Source organism: Pedobacter duraquae (assembly GCF_004362245.1).
In the GTDB taxonomy this organism is placed as follows: Bacteria; Bacteroidota; Bacteroidia; order Sphingobacteriales; family Sphingobacteriaceae; genus Pedobacter; species Pedobacter duraquae.
Map to the genome: position 1 here is coordinate 416,360 of NZ_SNWM01000005.1, position 23,466 is coordinate 439,825.

General features: G+C 39.5%; 22 protein-coding genes. 15 read left to right on the forward strand and 7 right to left on the reverse strand.

Translation table 11 applies throughout. From position 1 onward, the window contains the following. Window positions 1-73: 73 nt before the first annotated feature. From CLV32_RS19710 to CLV32_RS19730, 5 genes are all read right to left on the reverse strand, one after another. The gene (locus tag CLV32_RS19710) at window positions 74-610 is read right to left on the reverse strand and encodes a hypothetical protein (protein ID WP_133558669.1); all 537 of its coding nucleotides are present in this window, start codon (window positions 608-610) and stop codon (window positions 74-76) included. Continuing rightward, the gene (locus CLV32_RS19715) at window positions 576-1,199 is read right to left on the reverse strand and encodes a C40 family peptidase (RefSeq protein ID WP_208111057.1); all 624 of its coding nucleotides are present in this window, start codon (window positions 1,197-1,199) and stop codon (window positions 576-578) included. The genes CLV32_RS19710 and CLV32_RS19715 overlap by 35 nt, the downstream gene beginning before the upstream one ends. Continuing rightward, window positions 1,118-1,492, reverse strand: coding sequence for a hypothetical protein (locus CLV32_RS19720; protein ID WP_133558670.1), 375 nt, complete (start codon window positions 1,490-1,492; stop codon window positions 1,118-1,120). Before CLV32_RS19720 ends, CLV32_RS19715 begins: the two co-directional genes overlap by 82 nt. Window positions 1,493-1,601: 109 nt before the next feature. Further along, a complete protein-coding gene (locus tag CLV32_RS19725; protein WP_133558671.1) occupies window positions 1,602-2,246 on the reverse strand; it encodes a DUF6266 family protein in 645 nt (214 codons plus the stop codon). Window positions 2,247-2,738: 492 nt separating this feature from the next. Continuing rightward, window positions 2,739-3,572, reverse strand: coding sequence for an RpnC/YadD family protein (locus CLV32_RS19730; RefSeq protein ID WP_133558672.1), 834 nt, complete (start codon window positions 3,570-3,572; stop codon window positions 2,739-2,741). A 716-nt stretch (window positions 3,573-4,288) separates the two neighbouring features. Between CLV32_RS19730 and CLV32_RS19735 the strand changes: the two genes are divergently transcribed. The 10 genes from CLV32_RS19735 to CLV32_RS19775 all read left to right on the forward strand — a co-directional run bounded on the left by CLV32_RS19735 (window position 4,289) and on the right by CLV32_RS19775 (window position 12,964). Continuing rightward, complete coding sequence (locus CLV32_RS19735; RefSeq protein WP_133558673.1) at window positions 4,289-5,206, forward strand: hypothetical protein; 918 nt, start codon at window positions 4,289-4,291, stop codon at window positions 5,204-5,206. 155 nt (window positions 5,207-5,361) lie between these two features. Further along, complete coding sequence (locus CLV32_RS19740; protein WP_133558674.1) at window positions 5,362-5,601, forward strand: hypothetical protein; 240 nt, start codon at window positions 5,362-5,364, stop codon at window positions 5,599-5,601. Between the two features lie 4 nt (window positions 5,602-5,605). After that, a complete protein-coding gene (locus tag CLV32_RS19745; RefSeq protein WP_133558675.1) occupies window positions 5,606-6,241 on the forward strand; it encodes a DUF6266 family protein in 636 nt (211 codons plus the stop codon). Beyond that, window positions 6,238-7,335, forward strand: a complete 1,098-nt coding sequence (locus CLV32_RS19750; RefSeq protein WP_133558676.1) for a hypothetical protein — start codon at window positions 6,238-6,240, stop codon at window positions 7,333-7,335. The genes CLV32_RS19745 and CLV32_RS19750 overlap by 4 nt, the downstream gene beginning before the upstream one ends. A 580-nt stretch (window positions 7,336-7,915) precedes the next feature. Next, complete coding sequence (locus tag CLV32_RS19755) at window positions 7,916-8,824, forward strand: RpnC/YadD family protein (protein ID WP_133558677.1); 909 nt, start codon at window positions 7,916-7,918, stop codon at window positions 8,822-8,824. Window positions 8,825-9,770: 946 nt separating this feature from the next. Beyond that, complete coding sequence (locus tag CLV32_RS19760) at window positions 9,771-10,562, forward strand: PAS domain S-box protein (protein WP_133558678.1); 792 nt, start codon at window positions 9,771-9,773, stop codon at window positions 10,560-10,562. Between the two features lie 277 nt (window positions 10,563-10,839). Next, window positions 10,840-10,998, forward strand: a complete 159-nt coding sequence (locus CLV32_RS23180) for a hypothetical protein (RefSeq protein WP_166641989.1) — start codon at window positions 10,840-10,842, stop codon at window positions 10,996-10,998. A gap of 244 nt (window positions 10,999-11,242) precedes the next feature. Continuing rightward, window positions 11,243-11,809, forward strand: coding sequence for a DUF3592 domain-containing protein (locus CLV32_RS19765; protein WP_133558679.1), 567 nt, complete (start codon window positions 11,243-11,245; stop codon window positions 11,807-11,809). An 11-nt stretch (window positions 11,810-11,820) separates the two neighbouring features. Beyond that, window positions 11,821-12,312, forward strand: coding sequence for a DUF3592 domain-containing protein (locus tag CLV32_RS19770; RefSeq protein ID WP_133558680.1), 492 nt, complete (start codon window positions 11,821-11,823; stop codon window positions 12,310-12,312). Between the two features lie 382 nt (window positions 12,313-12,694). Beyond that, window positions 12,695-12,964, forward strand: a complete 270-nt coding sequence (locus CLV32_RS19775) for a hypothetical protein (protein ID WP_133558681.1) — start codon at window positions 12,695-12,697, stop codon at window positions 12,962-12,964. 347 nt (window positions 12,965-13,311) lie between these two features. Here the strand turns inward: CLV32_RS19775 and CLV32_RS19780 are convergent, their stop codons facing one another. After that, window positions 13,312-14,022 (reverse strand): LuxR C-terminal-related transcriptional regulator, encoded by a 711-nt coding sequence (locus tag CLV32_RS19780; protein ID WP_208111058.1) that lies wholly within the window; start codon window positions 14,020-14,022, stop codon window positions 13,312-13,314. A 160-nt stretch (window positions 14,023-14,182) separates the two neighbouring features. On the opposite strand from CLV32_RS19780, the gene CLV32_RS19785 reads away from it, so the two are divergent. The 4 genes from CLV32_RS19785 to CLV32_RS19800 all read left to right on the forward strand — a co-directional run bounded on the left by CLV32_RS19785 (window position 14,183) and on the right by CLV32_RS19800 (window position 22,059). Next, a complete protein-coding gene (locus CLV32_RS19785) occupies window positions 14,183-16,273 on the forward strand; it encodes a hypothetical protein (protein WP_133558682.1) in 2,091 nt (696 codons plus the stop codon). 101 nt (window positions 16,274-16,374) lie between these two features. Continuing rightward, window positions 16,375-20,733, forward strand: coding sequence for a hypothetical protein (locus tag CLV32_RS19790; protein ID WP_133558683.1), 4,359 nt, complete (start codon window positions 16,375-16,377; stop codon window positions 20,731-20,733). 1 nt (window position 20,734) lies between these two features. Continuing rightward, window positions 20,735-21,517, forward strand: a complete 783-nt coding sequence (locus tag CLV32_RS19795; protein ID WP_133558684.1) for a hypothetical protein — start codon at window positions 20,735-20,737, stop codon at window positions 21,515-21,517. After that, window positions 21,514-22,059: a hypothetical protein gene (locus tag CLV32_RS19800; RefSeq protein WP_133558685.1), complete on the forward strand. Its 546-nt coding sequence runs from the start codon at window positions 21,514-21,516 to the stop codon at window positions 22,057-22,059. Before CLV32_RS19795 ends, CLV32_RS19800 begins: the two co-directional genes overlap by 4 nt. A gap of 43 nt (window positions 22,060-22,102) precedes the next feature. Here CLV32_RS19800 and CLV32_RS19805 read toward each other — a convergent pair whose 3' ends face one another. Beyond that, window positions 22,103-23,203, reverse strand: coding sequence for a hypothetical protein (locus tag CLV32_RS19805; RefSeq protein WP_133558686.1), 1,101 nt, complete (start codon window positions 23,201-23,203; stop codon window positions 22,103-22,105). A 72-nt stretch (window positions 23,204-23,275) separates the two neighbouring features. Here CLV32_RS19805 and CLV32_RS19810 point away from each other — a divergent pair. Continuing rightward, window positions 23,276-23,466, forward strand: a 191-nt coding sequence (locus CLV32_RS19810; protein ID WP_133558687.1) for an NAD-dependent epimerase/dehydratase family protein, incomplete at its 3' end; no start/stop codon positions are given.

Genomic DNA, 23,466 nt, shown 5'->3' on the forward strand with positions numbered 1-23,466 from the left:
CAGTCAGGCATTTTTTTCAAGATGTCAAAGAACAATTTGCAAGGCCATCACGGGGGTTTGCAGGTAGGGTACGCTAGCGGGCTTTTACAATCAGATAGCCTGCCAGGGTGATCATGAGGGCAATTATAATCACGCCGATCACTAAATAGGGGAACGCCTCCGGCGAACTCACTTTAGCTTTTTTGGTACTGCTCTTATCGGCAGTTGCTTTAGCTGATACTTTTTTGTCAGCCACCGATACAGTATGTTTTTTTAAAGTTTCTTTTCCTGCTTGCGCAGAGCCAGTTTTAGTAGAAGTTGTGAGCTGGATCCGCTCGGCTGTACCAGTAAAGCCACTGTCGGCCGAAAATTTAAAAGGTCCACGAGGCCATATCGTCAGCGAAGTTTGAACCAACGCGCTATCATTTTTAACGGCTACTATTTGTCTCGACAGTTGTTCGCTATTTAATTCATGCGCAGTTAGATTCGTGCTTTCTGCTGAATGTATTTTCTCAGCAGTATTGTCGGTTGTCGTCTTTTTAAACAGTTGGCAAGCAGACAGCAGGATGAGGACGCTGCCAACTATCAGTAGCAATTTAGTGTGGACTAACATCTTCCACCTCCTTTCCATGGTCTACACGGGTAGAAATTATACCGGCAGCAGCTGGATGCAGCGTCTTTACTGCGCTCAAGGCTAAAGGTGCTCTCCGCCATTCCGCAAACTTGCTGATGGTTTTGATGTGTCTGAGTTTGCGGTATACCCCGTCGCCCGCTCTACTTCCAGCTACATTGGTATTGCCTTCAATAGATGCTAGCCAGTCGTGGTGTATGCCGGTTGCCAAACCGCAGTGGGCAATCCTACCCAGTTCCTGAAAATAGATCCCGAACACTAATCCGGGAATAACTTTTTTAACGCAGTAGCGGGCGGGGAACAGGTCTGGCGACCAGGCTGTTTTGGGCTGGTTGTAACCCGACTGTTTAAACACCCAGGATACGAAGGCTGCGCACCAGGGGTTACCTTTCTTCAGGCCAACATAGCCGAGATAGGCTTCTACAGCCTGGCCATCATTGTGCCCGGTGGCTTCGCGCACACCCAGCTGCTGGCTTGCGATAACAAGGAGTTGATCTGCCTGCTGCGTTAACAGATGGCGATGAGGGACATGGCTCCTGCCAATAAAAGCAAGGCAAATGATCCCCAGAAAAAGCTTAGCTGTTGCCATAACTCAAGGGTTTTAAAATGTGTAACCATATAGTCTGGGCTAGGCAAACCGAGCCCTTTCCAAAACCATTTTAACAGTAGCCAGCTCAATGCCGTGATGCCAAGATGGGCGATGCTGCCCAGCAGGATCAACATCCAGATGGACGGATCTATACTGGCTGATGTTTGGTCAACAGCGCGCAGCAACATGGGTATCAGTTGCCAGAGCAGGATCAGGGTTAAGCCCATCAGGGCAATTTTGGCAAGATCCGGTTTAAAGGGACCTTCGCTTTTCAATTGAGATAAAGTGTTCATGATTATTTATTTTAACAAAGCCCCAGACTTGGCCAAGCAGCGCGTCACCATTGCTGTCCGCCTATACATCAGGCTAAGCCTGGGGTTATTGTGGTTTACATTTTGTTAATTAAATTGCAGTAAGTGTTCCAAGGTACAGGGTGTCTGAGGCCAGGTTTTTGATTGTGGTAGAGACAAGGGAAATGTAACACATCACCGGGTTGCCCATCATACCGGCAGGCATTTGCAGGGTAAAGGTTTTTGCAGAGCGCGGTGCAGCATTCTGCAGTTTCACCCATTTGTTTAGCGCGGGGCAGTACACCACCAGGGTTACCAGGTCGGTTGGGCGTTCCTTGTCGTCGTTAAACACATCTGCCCAGTTGTACTTAATCTTCGATCCCGTAACGGTGGTGATCTGCGCTTCCCTGGCATTTTCGAGGCTGCCCTGACTGAACTGCAATTTCTCGTAATCGAAGCTGAAGTTTGGCGAGATGCCAGTAATCCCTGCGGCGAGGTTGGCCTTTAGTGCTACATTGCGCTGGGTCTCCACCTTACTTGCTGCTTTAAAGCCTACATCGATCACGCTGGCTAGCGGTGTGATCACATCCGTTACGATTTTAAATTTGGCCCGGACATCCAGCTGTGCTTGTGTTGGCGCCTTGCTACTTGGTTTAGGATAACCTCTCATGGTATCCAATCCGCGCCACGAAGCGCCTACTACTGATCCTACTTTGTTTCTGAATCCACCCAGGATTCCTAATCTGATAATTCCCATTTTTTTAAGTTTTAAAAATTTATAATTCTGTTCATTCGCAATTGCATTACAAAGAGACAGTATTCCCAAAACCTGTGGCAGTGTAAGGGGGTGTAACACCCCCCGCGGAAAACGGGGAAAATCGGCCCTGGAAGTAGTAAAAACTCAGAAAAAGTTTTTTTAATAAAAAATGGAATCGGCCTTTAAAGGTGTTTTATGGCTGCTGAAGCGAAATATTGTACAGAGAATGATTACACCCCCTTTGAATGGCTTAAAAAGGCGTTTTTTTAGGGGCGATGGCGGTTAAAGGTAAGTTAAGGGGCTATGATCTTTTCAGTCCGGAATTCCCTGTCGTTTTTATAAGATCAGTTTCTGGCGCTAAGAGAAATTATTATTTTGGAATTGTACTGCTTGATTCGGATTTAGGCAAGCAACGTCTTAACGTAAATGCCTTTTTGAGAAAATCGATTCTTACGGAAAATGAAAAGGTATTTCATGTTCAAATGGTAAGCCTTATTTTTTGGCCAGTTCGGCACGTATTTTTTTAATGTATTCGAGTTCCACTTCGGCAAGCTCCGCAATCTGGTCGTCTGTAAATCCCAATTTAACAATCAGGTTCATAACGACAGCGTGACTTTTTTTGTCTGCTCCCTTAATTTCTCCTTTTCGATACAAGAAATCGTTTTCTTCCTTGAAAAATGTACTTACTGATTGCATAGCTTGTTCAAATTGTTGTTCAATATTCTTGCGTAGTTGTAGCATGATACGCAACTGTTTAAAATACCGGCTCTTCGCAAAATCATCATCTCCGGCAGACTGTATGCCATCTACAATTGACTTAACTACCTGGAAGCTATCTTCCTTGTCAAAGTTAGCCAATATTCCTAACATCTTAACTGATGCATTGTTAGATCTTAAAAATAATTTGTAGCTGGCCTCTGAAACCATGATCAGTGTAAAATGAAATTTTAAATATTCAGTGTCCAATACTGTATCCATCAATGGTTTTGCATCCTTTAAAAATATCACATATTGTTTTATTGGTAAGCGGTATTTACGCATCAGCATGATGTTATATTCCGCCATGCGATATACCATTTCCTGTTCATCCTGGACCTGAAATTCGACCTGCAGCACGTATGTTTTACCTGAAGTATCTGTTACTTTTTTCAAGGCGTCCGGTTTTCGTTCCTTCGTATGCTGTACATCATCCGGCAGTTCCTCGCTTAGCAGGATATCCAGACCAAGCACATCCCTAATGATTACAGGGAGGGTAACCTCCAGGTTCTCTTTAATAATTTTATCATATTGGTTAGCTTGTCTATTATTTTGATCTTGGTTTTGCACCGGTAAAATTAGCTATTTACAGAGTTTCACAACAAATTAATTTACAAATAGATACGGTTATTTCAGGGATTGAAAGGCACTTGAAAGCAAGTCGAAATCTTTGAAAAAAAGACATTACTAAATGCATATTCCGATATTTAGTTTAAGCAATAGAAATGTGAAGTACTAGATTGTCGCTGTCAAATCGCTTACGGTAAAAGCAGAAAGAACGGCGGTTGAGAATTTCCAAAACGATAACCTATTCGAATTCTATTCATAAAAAGCAATAGGAATTTACCGATTACATTGCTGTAAGACATCTAACACAGCCTTCGGCACTACAAAACAACGCCTATTTAGCGCAATCACCTTCCAATATCTTTCCTATTTTCCCCCTAAATCTGCAAAAATGCCTCATTATCAGTGTTTAAAATGTTCTAAATTCGCACATTTTCCCTAAAAATCGCTATTCGTATGAATTTTTAGGGTAGCGTAGTCGATTGCCGGTCTATATCCCGCTTTTCAACGCTGTTAAGGCCGTTTTATCCCCCTTTTAGCCTGGTTAATTATTTTGCTATTCGTGGGAATTTCAAAGTCTACCCCTGTTTATTCGTGATTTGAGTTTGTTCAGGGTGCTGTATTCCAGCTTCTTATAAGGATAACGACTTGCAAATACAACTAAAAGCTCTATAAATTTATGGTAATCAACTCTAAATTTTCACTTAAAAACTCAAATTATGAAACAGACCTTAACAAAAAAGACATGGAGCCCACCAATTTGGAAAGCACAATCATTTTTAGTGATCGGATCAATAGTATCCAGCCATATGATCTTATGCAGCTTCACCGATATGACAACATGGGAGGTAATGCATCATAAAAATTACCCCAAGCCTATGTTCCTCAATTCAGTGATGGTGCTTATCGTAGCAGAGTATTTGTATCACGTCATTTTGCATGCCCGCAAAAAGTACTCCTTTTCATTTGAGCAGAATAAATATTTGCGGTATAGAATACTGGTATCGGTCATCATACCACAATTATTAGCTTTCATTCTGGCGGCACTGTTTTTTCTCCTCGCTAAGCAAAATATTTTCACTGAAACCGTATGGTTTACCAATTACTTCATGGTTGATCTCGCTTTTATTCTGTTAGGTAATGGGCTGATAGAACTCTTCATCTGGAGGCAGTTCAAAGCCTATGAAAAGGCAGAAGATGCACTTGAAGATACGGAGATTCCAGCCGTTCCATCCCCGGTGTCGACTATCGCAGCGCAACAGGAACAGCCGGTAAAGAAATACAATAAACAAAAGAACATCAAAGTAGATCCTAAGCTCGCCATCATTTACAGAGAGGAGGATGCATTGATTTCGCTGACCACGCAAGATACCCTCGGCAACTGGCCAATCGGGTTAAGCATCAACGCCAGTTTTACCATGTTACCCGCTACATATTTCAAGATTAACCAGTCCTGCATCATTAATATCGATGGGATTGCAGATGCCTGGTATGTGCGTGAAACGCAGCGACTGCATGTACAGCCAGTCTTTGGCCTGCCAGAGCGCAAGGTTTCCTATGCAAAAAACAGAAACTTCAAAGACTGGCTGGCCACATTTGGCCGGGAGATGAGAATCATCAGCAAAGACCAGGCTTAAACCTGCTATCAAGGCGGGAGGTGACCAACATTTCCCGCGCAAACGCATTGCAAAGTACACTTTGCACTACCCGAAACTGTAGTAGCACAAATTAACAACGGGATTGATCAACCTTTAATTACAGTTTCATCACACCTCAATTAAAAATTAAAGACATGAAAAAGAAAGACAAAAAATCAAAAAAGAAAAACCTAAATATTATTAGGATACATACCGCACTTGGTCGCAGACTGGTGCGGACCTCGTTCGTACCTTGTTCGACAAAAGTCGGAATGAGTTCGGATGAATTGCGTGAAATGTTGGATGTGGAAATTCATAAAAAATTAAGGAATATTACCAAATATATTTCGAAGCTTGTGAAGCTCCTGGGCCTTGTTATACCTGCTAGAACCTAAAGCCATGGCCAAGTTATTAAACGGAATATTAGGCGGCATCAGCGGTAAGATCGGATCAATTGTTGGCGCAACATGGAGAAGTGTGGAATATATACGGTCGCTACCTAAGGAGACCGACAAGCCCAGAACGGAGCAGCAGCTTGCACAACAGGCCAAGTTTAAGTTCCTACATGAGTTCTTATCACCCTTTGCACGGTTTTTCACGGTTGGATTTCGGAATATCGCTACCCACCGTACAGAGATGAACGTTGCTTTTTCAATCAATTATCAATCGGCTCTGATGGGCAGTCACCCGAATTTTGAAATCAGCTATCCACATTTTGTGATGAGCAAGGGGAATCTCCCCAATCTATGTGAACCAAAGGTCGTTTTGCTGAGTGGTGCAGAGTTGGAGCTGAGCTGGCTTAACCTGCGGCAGCCTTTGGCTACGCCCGACGACCAGGTTACGCTGTTGCTCTATGATGCTGAGCTGAAGAAAGCTGAAGGATTTATTGGCGGGATCAGCAGATTGGCGGGAAGCTGCAGGTTTGCCATCCATCCCAACTCGGTGGGCAGAAGCCTGGAAGTGTACGTGAGTGTGAGTTCAATCAACCGCGAGTTGGTATCCGACAGCTTATATCTAGGGAGGCTGAACACATGAAGACCGGGCAGATTGGGGCTTTGACCATGCTTATTATGGGTAAGCCCAGTGAGGAGGAACTGGAGGATGCAGTAGAGGCATTGCTGACAGAGGTGCGGGAAGCGATGCTGGGGACTGCAGATCAAGCTGTTTTAGCGCGTTATATCCGCTATCTGCAACTGAGCTGTACAGACCTGATGGATGCACCGCAGGCGGGCAACGCGGTACAGCAGTGGCTCAGCATGTTGTTGGGCAGTTTGCGCAGGTACTATCCGGAGTTTTATAACCATAGCGCATTGATGCCTGGTTACATGGTGGAACAGCGCAAAAAGGCGTTAATCAGGACAGGCCAGCTGCGCCATACCAAGTTAAAGGCGCGGATGCGCAATCAGGAGTTGCATCGGATCATCGAAAATTACTTTGCCGAGGTGCTATCCCTCGAGCGGTATACTTATCTGGAGCTCGACAGGCAAGCTGTTTTGCAGGATCAGATCCTTGCCTTTTGTGCGCAGGGGCATTTTAGTCAGTTTGATGAGCAATTGCTGGATTATCTGGTGGTGCTGGATTACCGGGACTCCCGGTTTCTGGACCATTACATGGATAAAATTACTGCCGAGCTTGACACGGAGGTTGATCTCGAATTCCAGCAGCGCATCTTACAGGCCTATCAAAAGCGGTTATTAAAAATGCAATTGCATGGGAGTGTTTCGGGCATGGCCGCGCAGGGTAGCTATGCGGTATTGCTTAGTTATGTGAACAGCTTACATGCCGGAATTGCAGCCAGGCAGGTATATCAAGGAACGACGGCTCAGCATAGTGATTCGGCAGCACTGTTACGCGGAAAGGATTACCGGGTTAAAACGGTGTTTTCTGTAGATGTGCTGTCTTACCTGGCCCGGTTATTTGTTGACTGTGGCTTGATTAAAGCTGTGGTGAAGAATGATTTGTATAGCTTTTTGGCAACGCGGGTGGAGACAGCAAAAATTGGAAACAAGGTATTGTCGACAGGCAGTATCTGCAGAAAATATCAGTCGGTGATGCAGGTTACCGCAGTACAGACACGGGCGATGCTGATGAAAATGGTGCATCAGATCGATCTGGAGTTCAGGTTGTAGGGTCTTTGAAAAAAGGTGATCAATCTATATACAGGTTTAACGATTCGGGTAATTGATAAACCGGGCACTAGCCGGGATGGCGTTGCAAAAGTTCATTGACGTGTTGTGCATGCTACGTGATTAACTTCGAGCCGGAGGTTAGTAAAACAGCATACACGAGTTAACATTTTGGTTTTAAATGGTATGCTCCCGGGGCCAGGGGGCATACCTTTATAAGAGTATTGAGACAGGACAGTGGGGGTGAAATAATTGATATTGTTTTCTTCCTCAAATCTTGAAGGGAAGAGGTTAGAAGCGCATGAGGTGAAATAATTGATATTGTTTTCTTCCTCAAATCTTGAAGGGAAGATTTGCATGTCATCAAACACCATCAATTATTTCCAGAACACGTCTCTGAAAAGGGGGGATCCGGGAATGGCAGAGTCCATTATTAGCATCAATTATTTCTAGAACACGTCGCTGAAGGCAGGGGCATCTATAAATATATGATGCTTATTTCTTCTAGGGTATAATTTGAAATATCTAACCAAGATGTGTTGGGCATTGTAGAGATTAGGGACGTAAATGGCACCCTGATCATATGAGGAGAAACAATGATATTTTGTGGAAAGGAATTTTGGAAGAGGTATTTGACGATTTTCTGCGTTTTTTGAGTCCGAAGTGTGAATTAGTTCTGGATCTTGACCAAGGAATTGAATTCCTGGATAAGGAGTTAGAGCAAGTTTTTCCGCCAGAAAATGACGTCTACTCCCCAAAAGTAGTAGATAAGCTAATTAAGGTATTTACCAGAAGTGGGAAAGAAGAGTGGATTTTAGTTCATGTTGAGGTACAGGGGCAATATCATCATGATTTTCCTCAACGTATGTTCAGCTATTACTATAGAATTTTGGATAAGTATCAAAAGCCTGTAACCGCGTATGCCATTTTTACAGAAGGTACGCGCAAGGCACGTCCAGCTGTTTTTGAGATTGCTTTTTTGGGGACAAGTGTGCGATATAAATTTAATACCTACAAAATATCGAGCCAGTCGGAGGAGGAACTTCGATCAAGCGATAACTTATTCGCACTGGTGATTCTGATTGCAAAATCGGCTTTGCAAGGCAAGGGAGACATGAACGAAACGGAGCGAGATAGACTTATGTTGGGCATTAAAATTGATTTGGCAAAACAATTGTTGGTCAAGCAGATAGGTAAGGATAAGGTGAGAGCCCTGATGAATTTTTTGAGGTATTATGTGCGCTTTGAAAATCGGGATTATAATGCTAAATTTGATGAAGAGGTAGAAATTTTAACGGAAAGGAGCACTACTATGGGTATTGAAGAACTTTTGCTAGATATGGCAAAGAAGGAAGGTAAAGCTGAAGAGAAACTCAGGTTTGTTAAAAATATGATGAATAAGTTGGATTTCTCTGATCAGCAGATAGCCGAAATTGCTGATGTCACTGAAGATTTTGTTAAAGATGTACGCAGCAGAATACTTGACTTATAGTTTAATGTAAGCATGTGTAAGTGGGGACTGTGCGGGTAAAATAATTAGAAGCGCATGAGGTGAAATAATTGATATTGTTTTCTTCCTCAAATCTTGAAGGGAAGATTTGCATGTCATCAAACAACATCGATTATTTCCAGAACACGTCTCTGAAAAGGGGGGTCCGAAGAATGCTGAGTTTGTATATGGAGTAGGCCAAACAATACCAATTATTTTCAGAAGCTGTCTCCGATAGGTGGAGTAGGCGTTTGCCATTTGGGTCATTAATTTAACGAACTACTAGTATGGAACTTACTAACAAAAAATTAATATGGCTCTAATTGAGATTTAGGGTAGTTGAAGGTTTTCAGTAGATTTTTTCTGCTGGAGTTTAGGATGATAAATTGATGAGGGTAGGCGATTAGGGATCGTCTACCCTTTTTTAAGTTCGGGCAGGGCAGTGTGGGTGAAATAATTAGAAGCGCATGAGGTGAAATAATTGATATTGTTTTTCTTCCTCAAATCTTGAAGGGAAGATTTGCATGTCATCAAAACAATATCAATTATTTCCAGAACACGTCGCTGAAGGGGGGATCCGGGAATGGCAAAGTCCAATATTTGCAAAACAATATCAATTATTTCCAGAACACGTCACTGAAGGGAGGATCCGAAGATTGCAGGGTTCACTATAACGAAACAATACCAATTGTCTCAGACAGGCGGCGTGTACCATGAGGGTAATGTGATGGTTTTCTTCGATTAGACCAATTGTCGTTTTAGATCGTTTCGATCAGCGGACTTTAGTTGCTGAATACACATTGATAAAACTGACAAATGTGTTATTAAAACTGCCAAATGAGGCTTTAAATACGGTTTAAGGTAGGTCAGAGATTTGCTGAAGCGATAATATGCCTATTATTGCGGGATATAATCCTCCCAATAAATCTCGTTAGCTGGCTTTTTTGATATGAATGAATTATCTGATCTTGAAATGTTTTATGCCTGTTCGCCTGACCTCCTGTGTATTGCGGGGTTTGACGGATATTTTAAGCGAGTTAATCCCGCAGTGTCAAAAGTGCTTGGCTACAGCGAACAGGAATTGCTTTCGCGGCCTATCGATTCCTTTGTTCATCCAGAGGATAAAGCAATGACGGGTAAGAGTCGCAGGAACGTAATCTCAGGCACAGCGCTAATAAATTTTGACAACAGGTATATGACAAAATCAGGGGAGATAGTTTGGCTAACCTGGTCGTCTGTCAGGATTGAAGCAAAACAACTTATATTCGGGGTTGCCAAAGATATCACTTTAAGGAAAAAGCTGGAAGAGTATAGGCGAATTTCGCACATCCTTAATGAACAGGAGCAATGTGATCCTGAAAGTGAATACAAAAGAGAGATTCAGGACGCCGGCAACATTTCTAAAATAGATCAAACTTGGCTTGTTAAACTGGAAAGCGTGGTGCGAAAAAATATTGGGCAATTTGACATTACAATTTCACTATTGAGTAATGAGATGGCTATAAGTGAAAGGCAGTTGTTTAGAAGGCTTAAGAATATTGTGGCTTTGACACCTAATCAATACATGCGTATTATCAGGCTGCAAGTAGCGATGGAGGGGTTGAAGAATGGCACGTTCCATACTGTGAAGGAAGTCTCATTAGATTGTGGCTTCAAAACACCTGCATATTTTCATAAACTATTTAAAGGTATTTATGGAGCAGAGGTTTTCGAATTTATTAAGAAGAGCAAGGCGGCTTGAGTGTAAGGGGTATCGAGACTTGAGGGTGAAATAATTGATATTGTTTTCTTCCTCGAATCTTGAAGGGAAGATTTGCATGTCATCAAACAACATCAATTATTTCCAGAACACGTCTCTGAAAAGGGGGGGATCCGAGGAATGCAGGTTGCTTAATTGCGTGTTACCAACTGCATCAATTATTTCCAGAACACGTCGCTGAAGGGAGGTGTTTTGCAGGACTGTGAGGGTGAAATAATTGATATTGTTTTCTTCCTCAAATCTTGAAGTTAAGATTTGCATGTCATCAAACAACATCAATTATTTCCAGAGCACGTCGCTGAATGGGGGGATCCGGGAATGGCAGAGTCCAATATTTGCAAAACAACATCAATTATTTCCAGAACACGTCGCTGAAGGGGTAGATCCAGGAATGGCAGAGTCCATTATTTGGATGTGATCAAACAATATCAATAATTTCCGGAATATGGTTCTGAAGGGTAAATCTCCGGGATTGTGCGTGTGCGAATAATTCACAACTGAAAGTTGTATAATTTGATTTCTTATTGCTATATTGAGTCGTTAAGCATCTATAAATCATCACTTTCCCTTATAGCCTGCGTATTGCGCTCTCTGATGCTTGATTGACTATTTCTGATTCGAATTTTAACTGGATTATTTATTCATCTTAAATCATCATCATCATGTTTAATAAAGAGACCGGGGCTTTCAGATACATGCAACTCATAGCGTCGCTATTGGCTGTTGCAGTATTTCTAATTCTTTATTTTGAGCGCAAAAATCCGCTATATAGGCTGGAAAAAGATGGAGTAGAGACTACTGGCTTAATTACTTCTATTGAATCACATTCGGATAGTGATATAGAACACCGTCCAAATACCTATGAATTTAAGTCGGCAGATGGGGTATTGCATCATGGAATAACACAATCAAAGGATATGTTGCTGGCTTCGCCAGAATATTTTGTGCCTGTTAATCCTGCCGCCAAAAGTACTGTAGTTTATTTAAAAGATAACCCCAGTGTTAATCGGCTTAAAGGTAATGTGGCCGGCGAGGCTGAGCGTAATGATACGACTATTTTTCTAAGCTGCTTAGGGGGCTGTTACCTGCTTTTTTCAGTTTTCTTTGCATGGCTTGATTATAAAGATCGACATCAGAAGCCGGTATGGAATCTTAGGGACGAGTTAGAACAGCTTCACGAAGATAAACAGTCCACAAGCATATATAAGAACAATTTAATTGAAAATTAATATTTAGAACCATGAAAATTAAAATCAACAACACAACTTTACTCCGCTACGTAGTTTTTTGGGCCGGAACATTTCTGGTAATTCTGATATTCGGTCTGATTGCCCATCGGCACGAATATCTACTTGCCAAGGATGGAATTGAAGCCAGTGGAGTAGTTACCTCGGTAGGTCCCGACGGGGATTATAAACGACCATTTAGTGGTATTATGAGTTATGAATTTAGATCGGCGGATGGGGTATTACATAAAGCTTCAAGAAGCGGAGATATGTTGGTTGACCTTAGCGATGGAGATCCTAATGCTCCCAAGCCACCTTATCAAACAACTGTCATTTATTTGAAGGACAATCCAGACGTGAGTACCATTAAACGGGATAGAACTATATACTCATCTTTTGAGAGTTATCTATTAGGTACACTGGTGATATCGCTGGTGTTTCTGGGTTTTTATGCTTATCGGCAGAGGAAAAGATGGGAACAAACAGGGATCTTTGCTACGGGTTAATGATTTCTGATGTAGTGCCTTATGGATTTATTTTCAAATATCTAACCACTATTTGTTGGGGATTGCAGAGATTAGAAGTGCAGAGTGATTAAGGTTATTCTGTATGTAATTTTGATGCTTTTGGGATGGTTCTGCAAGTTTTGTAGATTTAGTTTTTCCTGAGGGAATTTATAAGAAATTACACTTGAGTCTTGGTCTAGAAAACTAGTAATTTACAGAGGCAAGACGATAGTGAAGATGCCCATTCCTGCAAAATGGCGTGGGCTCTTTTTGTCGTCTCACGGTATACTAGTACCTCTAGGCCGATGAATTGAGCTCCACGCCATCTTGCGTTTAGCCCGTTTAGGCTCATTTATGTATGCCAATAATAAATGGGAAAGATATGGAAACAACAGCATTGTATTTACACAGAAGGCCGTCGGGTAATGAGGTTGAGTTGGAGGTTTATGCGCAAGGCGTGATGAAGTCTTTTTTTGAGGATTATCATTTGGATATGATCCATGATATGTTGTGGACGATGTTGAAATCTACATTTACTATCGAGGATTCTACGCTGGGTTTGGAAGATAGCAGGGATATGATTTACTTCTATGAAAGGGTGCATGAGCTGATGCTTGCGGGGAGTTTGTTGTATAAAGATGAAGAGGGGTGAGGGGTAATGAGTGCGGGTGAAATAATTGATATTGTTTTCTTCCTCAAATCTTGAAGGGAAGATTTGCATGTCATCAAACAACATCAATTATTTCAAGAACACGTCACTGAGGAGGGGTATCCAGTTATAGCAGGGTTGTAAGTTTTAAGGACTTGAGGTGAAATAAATGATGTTATTTTCTTCCTCAAATCTTGAAGGGAAGATTTGCATGTCATCAAACAACATCAATTATTTCAAGACACGTCGCTGAAGGGGGGTGTCCGGGGAATTTGACCAGCAAGCGTTAAATCTCTAAGGTTATTGATAGGGATGTAAAAAACGAACACTACTAAGAAACGAGTTTTTATCTATGGGTTAAACAAATCTGAAGTTCTCAATAGTTCACTAAGTTTTTTTGTGCCTAGCTTTTTATTGATGTTTTTTCTATGTGTTTCTACAGTGAAAACTGAGATGAACAGACGATCAGATATCTGCTTATTAGCATGCCCGTCAGCAATAAGGAATAGAATCTCCTTTTCTCTTTTAGTTAGTGTGCTAAATCTTTGAAACGAGACTGGAGTTATTGGTGAAATGTCAAACTGCTTATTGATATTGCTAATAAGGTTTTGCTGCCTGGCAATTTCCACCCCTATATATACAAAACACCCTGGACATCCTTTTAAGATTTTTCCACTGAGATAATATCGTGTCCATTCTGCGTTTTTGTTTCTTCGGGCTTTTTGATAAAATCCCCGCACTTCTGCATCATCATTCCTTTTTGCTAATGCGGTGAAATCTTTTGCGATCCAATCCATTTCGTCTTTGCAAAAGCTATCTGATTTAAAGTAAGCAGAGCCGAGTTCATTAATTTCCTTTCTGCTTTGATTTAGAAATTGGCAGCCGGTATTATTCATATAGATGTTTTCCATGTTTGCCATATCGTTAATTAACAATAGTCCTGGTAAATAATCTCCCAAAGTTTCAATCAGATGGACGTTGTTCGTTTGCTGATTGTCGAGCTGATAAAGTTGCGATGCGAGCAAGATGTTTTCTTCTGTTGTACTATATTTTTTTAACATAGTATGAGCGTCGAGGTTAATATTGAGTAGTTGAGCATGAGTGAGTTGCGGTTAATATTTAATAAAAATACCAAGAAGTTGGTATTTTTTAAAGGATATAGTACAATAAATTTGTTGACGCTATAAAAGGGTATTACTAGCAATAAAAACGCTACATAAAATGAAAACAGATTTATTGGTGGTACTGATGCGTGGACTATGTATGCTAGCCCTGTTAGGATCGAACAGCTTAAAAGCTCAAGTGGATACTATTTATCAAGACTCTTTTAAAGATTGCAAAGGAGTAAAGCCAATTATCGTTGAATTGAAAGATAAGAAATTCGTTACGCTAAAAATTGACGGGGCTATATTGAGTTATGGAAAGTTTGCCGATAAAGATATAAAAAGTGAATTGGAAGCAGCTTTGAAGAAGAGTTTTAACCTTTCGTGCTCGGACGCTGCCATTTCATCAAATTATCAAGAATTGTTATTGAAACTACCGCATAATATCCTTTCTCGAATAAAGAAGAAAATTGAAGAGCCAACGGAGGGTATAAGTGCAAAAGTCTGGAATCTTGATAGTGCAAACTCTTTAATTGAAATTCAAAATATTGATGACAGTTATACCTATACGGTGATGAGCAAGTCGGTTATAGAATTAAACAGCAATCTGCCTATTCTAACTTATAAAGATGGTAATTATGTCTTTAATGCTGCTAGTATCAATAAGTCTGCTCTAGTCCGGGATAGCATAGTAACTATCCTGAATATTATAAATTCCAATAAAAAGATTAAACAACCTTCAGTGTATTTGAATATTGATTCACCTTCATATCAAATACTATTGATTAAAGAACAACTAAAAGTTCCAATAAGCCCCAAGTTTGTTAATAAAATCAAAGGCGTACAGGTGCAGGATACCATTGCCGAGTTAAAAGGTTTTTCTCCTAAATTGGGCGGCAAGATCTATAAGGTCAATTTCTTGCCGCTCCCAGTCACGGTTGCAGAAAAGGCTGTGAGTGGTAATACTATTAACAGGGAGGAAGTCATAGCCCTTATTGAAAATAGAATTAAAAGTATTGCTGATGAAGATGGCGATGCCGCATCTATTGAACTCAAGGGCGAGTTAGTTGAGTTACATAGTGAGCAATCAGAATGTGATTGTAATCTTCCCATGCAACTGTTAAAGCTTAATGGAAAATATTTAAAAATAGAGTACGTAAAGTTCGATACATACAACAACGCACTCTATCTAAATATTGTAGGTACAATTGACGGTGTTCAGATTAACCCAATAATTAATACAGGATGGGGCCTTAAATTAGCATCGTTAATGAATAATGGTGGATCGATGCCAGTGAAACTGAATGGTAAAACCTATTATTTGCAATTTTGCGAACTGTTCAAAATCTCTCCTGTTGTTGAGCCCATCTCTTATGAATTTCAAGATGAATCTTACATAATAAAGCCTGGCGGTGGGGCGGTGTTAAAGAGACGACAGCTGATCGACTTAATATCAGCCTCAGCGTTTATTGATCCATTTGGGTTAAATGATGCAAGTGCTAAAGCTCCAATTACAGCCGAATTATATGCATCATTTTACCTCAATCGTGGGCGACGGAGCTGGCTTAGAACCGTTAACGTAATGGCAACAGTAACTTCGGATTATCTGAGAAGTAAAGATAACTTTGTTGAAACCCAATTTGTTAATTACAATCAATTTACCTACAGGGAGATCGATTTTTTAAAACATATTAATTTTTCATTTCGACCGCTCTTAAACATCGTCACGATAAATGCAGCAAATTTGAACTTGCTGGTAGAATTTAATACTGGAGGGCAAGTGTCTGGAGCGAATTTCCGTCAGGTTTACCTAACTAAGGCAAAGACAGATTCGACCGTTTATAATAACTTATCTGCCTATACTGGCGTTTTTCAGACACGATTTAAAGTAGCTGATCATAAGAGTCGGTTCGGGTTTGATCTTCAGGTTAATTACTTAACGGGGTATAGGTTGTTTGATGATCGATTTAAGGGTTTGCGTGGAGACCACCCATTAGCCGTTCTTACTTCAGAAGATTTCAAGTCTGGATTAGGGAATATCCTGGACATTGATTTCAATATCTTCATTCAACCAAAGAAAGCCATCTCAAAAATAAATAGAGGGGGTATTTATATCAAAACAAAAGTGAGCAAGGCCTTGGGGTACAAAAGCGGCTTCTTTGCATTTATGCTTGGCTATTCTACAGATATTCAAAATTTCTTTAAGTAGGCGGCGATTAGCAGTCAGGCTTAGCGATTTTAAAAATACACCTATTTAAAGGTGTTGGTTTTTAGCGAATTAATGCATAATTTGTGATTAAATGCCCTCTTATGAAATATGCTGATCTTATTCAATCTTCTGATGTTACAATTGAAAACCTAGGGAAACTTTTATTGTTCGGCATAGCAGCCGGAGCAGAGGGAAAGAGCCGGCATTTAATGGTCAAGTTGGAAGTTGAGGAGTGTGCTTCGAATAAGCTCAACTTAGAAATTCCGGCTAGTTACCAAAGGAAAGATTTATCTAAGATGGTTTTTTACGTGGATCTTGAAGGTCTGGATGTATCACCAACCACGATCATGGAGATCTCATCAAATTGGACTTTAAATTCTACGTTGATTATCATTAACCTAGCCTTAAATTCTACATCGAGAGCACCATCCTTACAACCGAATGTGATGCTATACGGTTACCAGCTAGATGAAGCGCGTGGGAGAAATTACCTTTCATTAAATGCAGAAGGAAGACTTCCTTATTATTTGATACTAGATGGGCCTGAAGGGCTTACTATATTTGAACATGAGGCGCGATTTAAATTGCAGACGGAACTAAAAACTGACCCTGTAGATGGTCAGCGGACAGTAAGTGGATTTAAGATTTCAAACTCACATTTTAGACTTGGATCCAAGATCCATATCCGTGACTATTATTATGCGAAGCGATTCTTTCAGCATAATGCGTATTCATCGCCTTTCGCATTCTTGTTGGCCAAAACCATTATCAAGGACCATATTTCTAATCCTATTAAAAGAAAGGCTATACTTGGCGATCGAAAGTCACAGAATAAAAGTGGAGGTTTAACACTGATCGGTTACGGACTTTATTCAGAGATGCTCATCAGTATTGTAGAAAAACTACTTAGTGATTATTTTGCTACAAAACTCATCAACCATGATATAATTAATGACGAAGAGATTTTTGAGCCGATGAAAATGCGTGAAAAATTAAATGCTAATGTAATTATCATTGTACCAATATCAAGTACGTTTTCTACTTCTGTAAAGATTGACGAGTCAATTAAAAAAGTGAATCCGCTGGTATCGATTATCGAACCACATTTGAATGTGTTAAATGTTTTTGATGCTAGTGAAAGAGATGGTGCCGGACTTACTTTGAATGAAGCAAAATTTGGCTGGAGCACGTTCATTCCGGCCGAACGCACGGTAATGATTAATGCCCTTTCCGGTGGGCTAAAAAAACAACTTTTTTATTTACAGTTACCGAGTAAATGGTATGATATTCAGGATTGCGCAGAATGTTTTTCTAAAGATCCTAAAGAAGAATTGCCATTATTTATTACAGACAAAACATCTGTAACACCTATGCTTATTTTTAGCAACCCCAGAGGAAGGACTATTCCGTTGCAACCGCCATTTACGGTAACACCGAAAATGCTTAAGTATGGACATTATTTGAGCGACCATAATCATTACCAATTCTATCTGGAAAAGCAGATGTTTTTTTTGAAAAATAAGGCCGGTATTAAAACTTGGCTATATGAGGTAAAGAAAAAAGGTAAAACAGGATTATTTGCGCGTTCTACAAACATCTCAAATATTATCATTGCTCCGGGGAATTATTCAAATGCAGGTTTTGTACATATGGTTAACGAAGTGCTTTTTGATAGCTCTGCCGACGTGATACATTACGAGCCAACGCAGGATCATATTCAAAACTTTCAAAGTTTTTATAGTGAAGTTATTAATCCGTCAGAAAAAAAACGAAAGAGCAGGGTTTTCTTTGTAGATGATACCCTACTGGCCGGCTCTAACTTTATCAAAACCAATTATTTGGTTAAGCATAGCAGGGATAAAGAACAAGGTTTTGACGGATGTATTATTATGCTGGATCGTTCCAGTAGCTTTAGTCAGCAGAACGTGGTGCGTAAGTTGACGAGAAAGGGAGAAGGTTTTTTTGCTTTTGCAAGTCTACATCTGGCATCAATTAATGATGTTGATAATACGTGTCCATTATGTAAAGAACAATTGAGGTATGAAACTCTCGCTGAGAATTCCTTTCTGGATACAGTTAAACTTCATTTTCTCAAGCAGGCAAGCAGGCTAGATATCAGAGAATCTAAGATCGGATTATTACCTAATCCTCCTGAGCGGTTTATATTAAAAGTTCTGGCGAACCATTATATTTATGACTGGTTTTCTTATGAGCGCAACGCAGGTGGAAAGAGAATAGAAGATTTTGAAACCTTTGAAGAGTGGAAGGTTGATCTCATAAATACCTACAACATTAAACACACAAATCTGGGCCCGTTTAAAAAATATGTTCCTGCATTTTTTGAAGCCGAAGCCTTGGACGATGCACTGCTGAAAACACTCACACAATCGCCCTTGACCCATTATAAGCCTGTCAAACAAAAAGTATTTAAATGGGTGATAGATATGCTTGATTCACATCGCTTGCAGGTACTGGATGCTACGCAGAAAAACAGACTTCAATATAAGGACTTCAGAAGACTTAAATTTTTGATTCGAAGGGCGGCAATGTTAAATGCAAACTATTTGATATCAGAAACTTTCTTTAAAATGCTTGCTGTTTTGCTATCAAAAAATGGAATTCCGAAATTGATTTCAGATAAAAGTACGGAGCAGGAACAACTTAAGCGAGACAGGCAGATGACTGAAGCATCTGAATGTGATTTTAACAAACAAACGCTGAAAAATTTCACCGTCTTTTTTATTGCTCAGGTGAAAGAGTTACTACTTTTAAATGAGGCTAAAAGTATACAGTTGGAACTCACTTTACTTTCCTTTCAAAAAAAGGGTAGTGAAGGGTTTAAACAATTGGTTAGGATGCTTTCGGAAGAAAATGGAATACTTTTTCAACAATTTATTCCGCTTATTTCAGGGCAGATAACTTGGAACAACGCTAAACGAGAAAAAGATGCAATAGCAAGTATTAAAGAGGCTCTGGATAAGGAGTCAGTCAAAACAAACTATAGGTATAATACACTGCTCGATTTTGTAAATATTGGTTTGTCAACAAAAATAATGGAATTGTCGGCAGATGTAGATTTTATGCGGTATGTGTTTCTACATAATTTACTAGGGAGCGGTGATACTTTTTCCGAGGAACGGAGTAGAAAAACGGAACTACTTATGGCGAGTCTCCATTCGTTAGCGCTCAGTGACAGGTCGGTTTCAGGTTTGTTTTTTTTAGTAAAATATAAATCTGGTGATGGGAATCAAATATATTTTGCTCATAATCATGGCAGCCACGGTGCAATCAATGAATTCAATGAAACATCTGAGAATAAATATTTGATGGAATTCCTAAAGGGAATCCCCGATCGAACCAAAGTTTCGAATATCACAGTGGAAGAACTTGCGCGTACAAATATTAGAGGTAAAAGCGCATGGAAGAGCTTATATGCATTAGATGAAGCCCCAAAGTTTGATTCTGAAAGTGGATTAGCTTGCATCCCGGCTTCCTATAACAGACTGTTTTTATTACGAATTAATAAAAGATCGCTAAAAGAAGATGAAGGTCAGGGAATTATAGGTTTTTATTTTAATCAGGAAGATGACAATACAATCCGGGTTCAAGTGCTGCGGTATTTATTATTGCTGAGACCATTGCTGAGCTTATTCATACAGAAGCATCATGAAAATTATGAGTTTAATGATTGGATGATTGCACAAGCGCACAAACGAAATTCTATGTTAACAGGTCACGGCCGTGAAATGCTGATCAGGATTTCCCAAAATCCTGAGTATGCTGTAAAGTATAAAAAGATATTGTCTACAATTGCTATGGCTCAACTTTATATTTTGGATATGAAGGAGATGAATATGTTCTCTTCTTATAAACATACTAAGGAAGACTTTATTCGATTTTTTGACATCAAGGACGACACGATTGAAAAAGAATATATAACAGATCACCTATCTAAATTGACCGAAGAAATCTTTGAAATGAATGAAATTGAAAACAGTGAGCTTGTAATTTACAGGCCGGGGTCATTAATTTTTAAGCCTTTTAAATTTTCAAGGCAAATATTAGATAGTATATTATTTGAATTGTTAGTCAATGCAAAAAAGAACAGGTACATTTTTCTAGATGATTATCCGCCAGGTTTTATACAGGACGATAGTTTAGAAAAAATCAATAAGATTTCTGTTAGTGTATCAGAAAGTAAGGATGGTTTAATAAGGTTTCGAATAACCAATACATGTGCAAAATGCCCGTCGCGAACGCTAAATGGCATTAATAACAGTGGTGGTGTTCAGAACGGCAAATTAAAGAAGGATATTGCAGGTATTGAACTTATTTCGACTATGCTTAGGAGTTTTGAGTTGGGCCGTATTGTCTTTAAGCAAGACCACGTTGAAGATTTGTTAAGTAAGGATTTACACCTATATAACTTTCACGCAATATTAGAACTAAATCCTAATTGATATGGAGAATATAAGAGTAGTTGTTGTTGAAAATCAATTCACACAATTTGAAGAAATTCATCAAGCGCTTTCTGATTTTAATATTTTTCCGGAAAATGACATAGAGGCTTATAAAAAATTCACTAATAATGTTCGAATCCTACTTAATCCCGGATATGGAAGTTTTTACACAAAGGATTTGTTGCGATATATATGTTATCAGGACTTTAAAAAATATATCATTGACAATCGTATTCAAATTATATTGTTAGATCATATACTTGTTAATTCGACCTTTGCTGAAAATGGAATTAACCTAGTTATACATTTACGTGATGATTCTGATAAAAGAGTACATCTTCCAGTCGTATTTTTTAGTGCTTCCAATCGCGCGTCAAAGGAAATTGAAGATGTCATGGGCGATTATCTTGGCCTGAGATGGCATTCAAAAGTATATACAGAGAAGGACAAGTCTCCAGAAGATGTTTTTAAGAGTTTAGCAATTACAATTAGGGAAAATGCACAAGAAACAATGGGTGCAGCTGTTAAAAGAATTTTTGAGGATTTGACAGAGGCGATTAATAAAAAAAATTTTTTCCCAAACCAAACCTTATGGTTTAACCTTAAGCACAAAATATATACTAACATGATTAATCAAGGAACTACAGAAACTCAATTTGAGGCTTTAAAAGGGTGGGACAGCGGTAGCAAAGAGGATATTAATGAATTTTTAACACTGGCCGAGGCATATGGATTCAAAAAAGAACCAAGTATGATTGAGCGTGTTTTTAGAAGAGGATCATGAAGACAAACTACCTATTAAAATATAGCTTGGCCTGGCTTTACTTAAAGATTTTTGACAGTGTTATTAGTAATCTGTTCATTGGACTTTTAGGAGGAGTTATAATTAATATGTTAACTGGGGATGAGGTGATCAAATACTGGGTAGTAATTTTCCTAATTAGTGTTGCCTTGGCACTTAACGTATATATTTATAATAAGAATGAAAAAATAAGGCCTTTTTATAAGGATACTTTGGGTGATATCGCTGTTGTAAAACATATTTTTAAAACAAAATTTCAAAAAGGGGTGCTTCTGACTTATACGTTAGTGGTAACAATTTATATCGCAAGTATTTTTGTAGGTGGCTTTTTATATGTTGACGCTAAACTTAAAGAAAAGTCGCTTGTTGTTGGCTCAGATTTAGTAAGGATCAATGCTGTACTTCATCATAGAATAGATAGCCTGCAAAAAAAACTAAATGTCATAGAATCACTTAAACCTTTGCAAAATTCCGGGATTTCTCCTGTAGCCCGGGATAAGCAAGGGGAACCTGTGAAGCGTTGATTTTTGGTGTATTATAACCTATGTAGTTGCGTTGTATTTTTTATTAAAATAATAGCTTTTCCATACCTGTTCGAAAGTCTTTTGGGGTTTTTCCGGTTATGTTGCTTACTTTTTCCAGGAAGTTCTCTGAGGTGATATCCTTGTTGTAATACAGTTTATAGAAATACTCCAATCCGTAGTTGTTGATCAGGTATTTACAACAAGCTGCGGCAAAGGTATAGGTAAGGCTGCTACTGTACTTTTGGCCGATGTTTCTGGCGTAGAGTTTTTCGAAATTGCAGTCGCCAGAGTTGTAGCATTCTTTTAACTCTTTGATGCCTTGTTCGTAGGTTTTTGCGCCTTCATCCATGCCACCATAAAGGGATGCCATGCCTTCTTGCAGAAAGAAACAATTTGCGCCAGTTCCTAATAGCGCATGTACAAATTCATGTTTATAATCGGGGTTATCACTGATGGCTACAATGAAACGCTCGGGTATGTTGGTGTAACCGCCAAGGCCGCCGTTCCAGATTACTATGTTTGATAAGTTGTTGAGCTCTTCTTCAGTTGCGCACAGAAAATAGTCTATAGGTTTTGTGATGGCAGGTCGCTTGAGCTGTTTATTTAGCTTTTCCAATTCTACTGCTGCAGCTTTCATTTTAGCAGGAGGGATATGGTAAAATGGAGATGAATAGAAATTGATGTTTTTTGTTTTGTATTCAGTAAACCTGGTTTGGTCGTACGGCTTGCAGTTGTCGAGGTAATATTTTCCATTGATGTTTACGACATAGTATTTGTAGACGTTGGTGAATTTCTCATGCATAATTTCCGGCTTACTGGCTGCGGATATTTTAAAGTAAGATAGGGTATCGTTTACTTTTTGGAGTTCTACAAGTTCGAGATCGAATTTAGTGGAGATTTTTTTAGGCGACCAGGTTCCCCAGATCCAGTCCATGCTGTAATCCCAAACTACTTTGTTTTTGTATTTCGGATGCCACATTGTTTTGCTGATGGAATCTTTTTGGAAGTACGTATTGATAAACTTAATTAGTTGGGCGTTATTGGTTTTACTGGTGTCTATTTTGGAAGAAATAGTGATTTGTGCGGAGGAATTCAATGCTAATAGCAGAATAATTGCACTAAATAAGTGTTTTTTTAACAACATGCGTGTAAAAATACGTGATTGAGTTAATATCTTTGAGTGTTGTTTCTTAATTAACTTTTAAACCTCTTAAAATTGGAAAAGAATTCTAAAATCTATGTAGCCGGCCACCGCGGCATGGTTGGCTCTGCAATTTACCGCAAACTTGTTAAAGAGGGTTATACCAACATTATTACAAGGACTTCTGCTGAACTTGACTTACGCAACCAACAGGCCGTATCTGAATTCTTTGCTACAGAGAAACCAGACTATGTATTCTTGGCTGC